Raw genomic sequence first — 4,225 nt, 5'->3', positions numbered from 1 at the left:
GGCATGCATCGGGTCGGCCGCTGTCACGGGGGGCGACCGGCCGACCCGATGCATGCCGGGGGTCCCGCACGCCGGGGCTACTCGAGGTAGGCGAGGCCGGGGTGGACGGCGGTGTAGCCGTCGACGAGGCGGCGGGCCACGGTCACGGAGTCGACGAGCGGGTGCAGCGCGAACGCCTTGACCGCGTGCGCGCGGGAGCCGGACCCGGCGGCGCGGAGCACCTCGCGCTCGACCGCCTTGACCGCGCAGACCAGGCCGGTGGCGTGGTCCGGCAGCGGATCGACGGAGACGGGGTGCGCCCCCTGGGCGTCGACCAGGCAGGGGACCTCGATGACCGCGTCCCGGTCCAGCGGCGAGAGGGTGCCGCGGTTGCGGACGTTGAGGATCAGGGTGGTGCGTTCGTCGCGGGCGACCGCCCGCATCAGGGCGAGGGCCACCTCCTCGTAGCCGCCCGACAGGTCGTCCTCGTCGCGGTCGCCGGCCCCGGCGGTCTCGCGGTTCTCGGCCATGTAGGTGGCCTCGCGTTCGGCGCGGGTGCGGTCCCAGGCGGCGAGGGCGGGGGTGCTCGGGTCGCCCGCCTGCGCGTAGAAGCGGGCCTGCTGGTCGTGGAGGAAGGCGCCGCGGGTCTTCCCTGCCTCCTGGTAGGCGCGTACGGCCTCCCGGTTGAAGTAGTAGTAGTGCAGGTACTCGTTGGGGACGGCGCCGAGGGACCGGAGCCAGTCCGCGCCGAAGAGCCGGCCCTCCTCGAAGGAGCCGAGCAGGGCCGGGTCGGCGAGCAGGCGCGGGAGTTCGTCACGGCCCTTGACGTACAGGCCGCGCACCCAGCCGAGGTGGTTGAGGCCGACGTAGTCGGTCCACGCCTCCCGCGGGTCCGCGCCGAGGACCCGGGCGATGCGGCGGCCGAGGCCGACCGGGGAGTCGCAGATGCCGATGACCCGGTCGCCGAGGTGGCGGGACATGGCCTCGGTGACCAGGCCGGCCGGGTTGGTGAAGTTGATGACCCAGGCGTCGGGGGCGAGCCGGGCCACCCGGCGGGCGATGTCCACGGCGACGGGGACGGTCCGCAGCCCGTAGGCGATGCCGCCCGCGCCGACCGTCTCCTGCCCGAGGACACCCTCGGCGAGCGCGATCCGCTCGTCGTTCGCCCGGCCCTCGAGGCCGCCGACGCGGATCGCGGAGAAGACGAAGTCGGCGCCGCGCAGGGCGTCGTCCAGGTCGGTGGTGGTGCTCACCTCGGGTGCGTCGGGCACCCCGGCCGCCTGGTCGGCCAGGACACGGGCGATCGCCCGCAGTCGGCGCTCGTCCACATCGTGGAGGACGACCCGCGTCACCCGTCCCTCCGCGTGGTCCCTAAGGAGCGCGCCGTACACCAGCGGGACCCGGAATCCCCCGCCGCCCAGAATCGTCAGTCTCACGTCCGCACCCTTCCCGCCGCGGCGGCGCCGGCGCCGGCCGGTCCGGTCCTCCACCACGTCACTGCCCTCGATACTGCCCCCGATCATGGTGCCGCGGCCGGGGGCGGGGCCCGTCCGGCCGGGGACGCTCCCCGCCGGCGGGCCTCCGCACCGGGCGCCGGTGAGGGCCCGGGGCCGGGCGGCGGGACGCGCCCGGTGCGTGGTCGAACGGAAGGCCGTACGCGGCACCCGGGCACCGGCGGGCGCCGCCCGGCGCGGCCGGGCACGGGGCCGTTGCCCCCCTTCGCGTCACTTCACGAGGTGAACCCTCCTCCCGCGCGAGGACTTTCTCGGTTGCACCTCTTGACGGCCCCGGGGCCGCGGAGCACATTGGCGACACCCTGAGAGCGCTCTCACAGTCGATGAGCGGGGCTCTCGGGCACTCCCCCGCACCCGGTCCCGGACCCGGATCCGCGCCTGGATCCGCCCTGGACCGGCCCGTGCGTCCGCACTCGTCTCCGAGAGGCATCCCCACATGAGTGAACCCTCCGGCACCCCCCGCAGACCCCGCGCCCCGCGCGGATCCCGCCCGCTGCGGCGGGCGCTGCTGGCCGCCGTCGGCACGCTCGGGCTCGCGCTCGCGGCCTCCACCGTCGCCCTGCCGTCCGCGAGCGCCTCCGCCCCGGCACCCCCGTCGGGCTGGAACCAGGTCTTCGTCGACGACTTCAACGGCGCCGCGGGCAGCGGCCTCAACACCTCGAACTGGCGGTACGCGACCGGCAAGGGGTATCCGGGCGGCCCCGCCAACTGGGGCACCGGTGAGATCGAGACGATGACGTCGAACCCGGAGAACGTCTCCCTCGACGGCAACGGCAACCTCCGCATCACCCCGCGCCGGGACGCCTCCGGGAACTGGACCTCCGGGCGTGTCGAGACCAACCGTTCCGACTTCCAGCCGCCGGCCGGCGGCACCCTGCGCGTCGAGAGCCGCATCCAGGTGCCGAACGTGACCGGTGCCGCCGCCAAGGGCTACTGGCCGGCGTTCTGGATGCTGGGCGCGCCGTACCGGGGCAACTACTGGAACTGGCCGGCCGTCGGCGAGCTGGACATCATGGAGAACACGCAGGGCAACAACACCGTCTTCGCCACGATGCACTGCGGCACCGCCCCCGGCGGACCGTGCAACGAGAACAGCGGCATCGGGGGTTCGACCACCTGTCAGGGCACGACCTGTCAGGCCGGCTTCCACACCTACCGGCTGGAGTGGGACCGCTCGACGAGCGTGGAGGAGATCCGCTTCTCCCTCGACGGCACCACCTTCCACACCGTGCGGGAGAACCAGGTCGACGCGACGACCTGGGCGAACGCCACCGACCACGGCTTCTTCGTCATCCTCAACGTGGCGATGGGCGGCGGCTTCCCCGACGCCTTCGGCGGCGGCCCGGACGCGGGTACGCAGCCCGGCCACTCGATGCTCGTCGACTACGTCCAGGTGCTGAGTTCGGGCGGCGGTGGCACCACTCCCCCGCCGACCGGCAACCGCGACGCGTACGGCACCATCCAGGCCGAGTCCTTCGACGCCCAGTCCGGCGCGATCACGGAGGCCACCTCCGACTCCGGCGGCGGCCGGAACGTGGGCGCCCTGGCCAACGGTGACTGGCTGCAGTTCAAGGGCGTCGACTTCGGCACCCCCGCGGCCAGGCAGTTCTCGGCCCGGGTGGCGAGCGGCGCGCCCGCCGGGGTCAGCGGTCTGGTCGAGGTGCGCCTGGACAGCCGCGGCAACGCCCCCGTCGGGAGCTTCTCGGTGGGCGGCACGGGCGGCTGGCAGTCGTGGCGGACCGTCCCGGCGAACATCGCGTCCGTGACGGGCACGCACGACGTGTACCTGACGTTCACGAGCGGCCAGCCGCAGGACTTCGTGAACGTCAACTGGTTCACGTTCGGCCGCTGACCGCCGCCCGGCCCGGGAGACCGCCCGCCCCCGGACCGGACCACCGGCTTCCCGGCCGGCCGAAGGGGCCCCGCGCACGCGTGGGGCCCCTTCGGCCCTGTCCGCGACCCGTCGTTTCCCGGGCACCCGCGCCACGGGACCGCCTCCCGCCAATCGTCATACTTTTACTGGTAAACGTGTTACGGAGGTGAGGGTTCGGGCGGACCGGGACACCCTGTAGGGGAGAAGAGGACGGAGGGCGTCACGCCGCGGGGGCGTGCCCGGCGGGAATCCGCGGGAACGGCGGGGCAGGCCCTCGACCGCCTCCACGACGAGGAGCTGACGGGAATGACCGAGGAGACGAGCGGGGCGCCGGACAGGGAGACGCCCGGGGATCCGGCCGGCACCGGATGGCCCAATCCCCTGCGTGACCCGCGCGACCGCCGTCTCCCGCGCATCGCCGGCCCCTCCGGACTCGTCGTCTTCGGGGTCACCGGCGACCTGTCGCGCAGGAAGCTGATGCCGGCGGTGTACGACCTCGCCAACCGGGGTCTGCTGCCGCCGGGCTTCTCGCTGGTCGGTTTCGCCCGCCGGGACTGGGAGGACCAGGATTTCGCGGAGGTGGTGCACGACGCGGTCGAGGAGCACGCCCGCACCCCCTTCCGCGAGGAGGTCTGGCAGCAGCTCGCCGAGGGCATGCGGTTCGTCCCGGGCGATTTCGACGACGACACGGCGTTCGAGCGACTGCGCTCCGCCGTGGACGAGTTGGACAGATCCCGGGGCACCGGCGGCAACCACGCCTTCTACCTCTCGGTACCACCGGGGTTCTTCCCGAAGGTGGTCCAGCAGCTGAAGAAGCACGGGCTGGCCGACGCGCCCGCCGGTTCCTGGCGGCGCGCGG

General features: G+C 74.0%; 2 protein-coding genes and 1 pseudogene. 2 read left to right on the top strand and 1 reads right to left on the bottom strand.

What is annotated here, in order from left to right; translation table 11 throughout:
- Positions 1–77: 77 nt before the first annotated feature.
- Positions 78–1,415, bottom strand: a complete 1,338-nt coding sequence (locus tag AOK18_RS16840) for a 6-phospho-beta-glucosidase (protein WP_055694910.1) — start codon at positions 1,413–1,415, stop codon at positions 78–80.
- Positions 1,416–1,929: 514 nt separating this feature from the next.
- Between AOK18_RS16840 and AOK18_RS16835 the strand changes: the two genes are divergently transcribed.
- Positions 1,930–3,345 (top strand): glycoside hydrolase family 16 protein, encoded by a 1,416-nt coding sequence (locus AOK18_RS16835; protein ID WP_055694909.1) that lies wholly within the window; start codon positions 1,930–1,932, stop codon positions 3,343–3,345.
- A 327-nt stretch (positions 3,346–3,672) separates the two neighbouring features.
- Positions 3,673–4,225: pseudogene (locus AOK18_RS16830) on the top strand (glucose-6-phosphate dehydrogenase); the annotation flags it as partial.

The organism is Streptomyces prasinopilosus (genome assembly GCF_001419695.1).
GTDB classification, from domain to species: domain Bacteria; phylum Actinomycetota; class Actinomycetes; order Streptomycetales; family Streptomycetaceae; genus Streptomyces; species Streptomyces prasinopilosus.
Note: the sequence above shows the minus strand (reverse complement) of the source record. Positions and strands in the feature narration are given on the sequence as shown.

Coding starts and splice junctions, on each gene's coding strand:
- AOK18_RS16835 (WP_055694909.1), top strand. CDS start 1,930: ATGAGTGAACCCTCCGGCACCCCCCGCAGACCCCGCGCCCCGCGCGGA.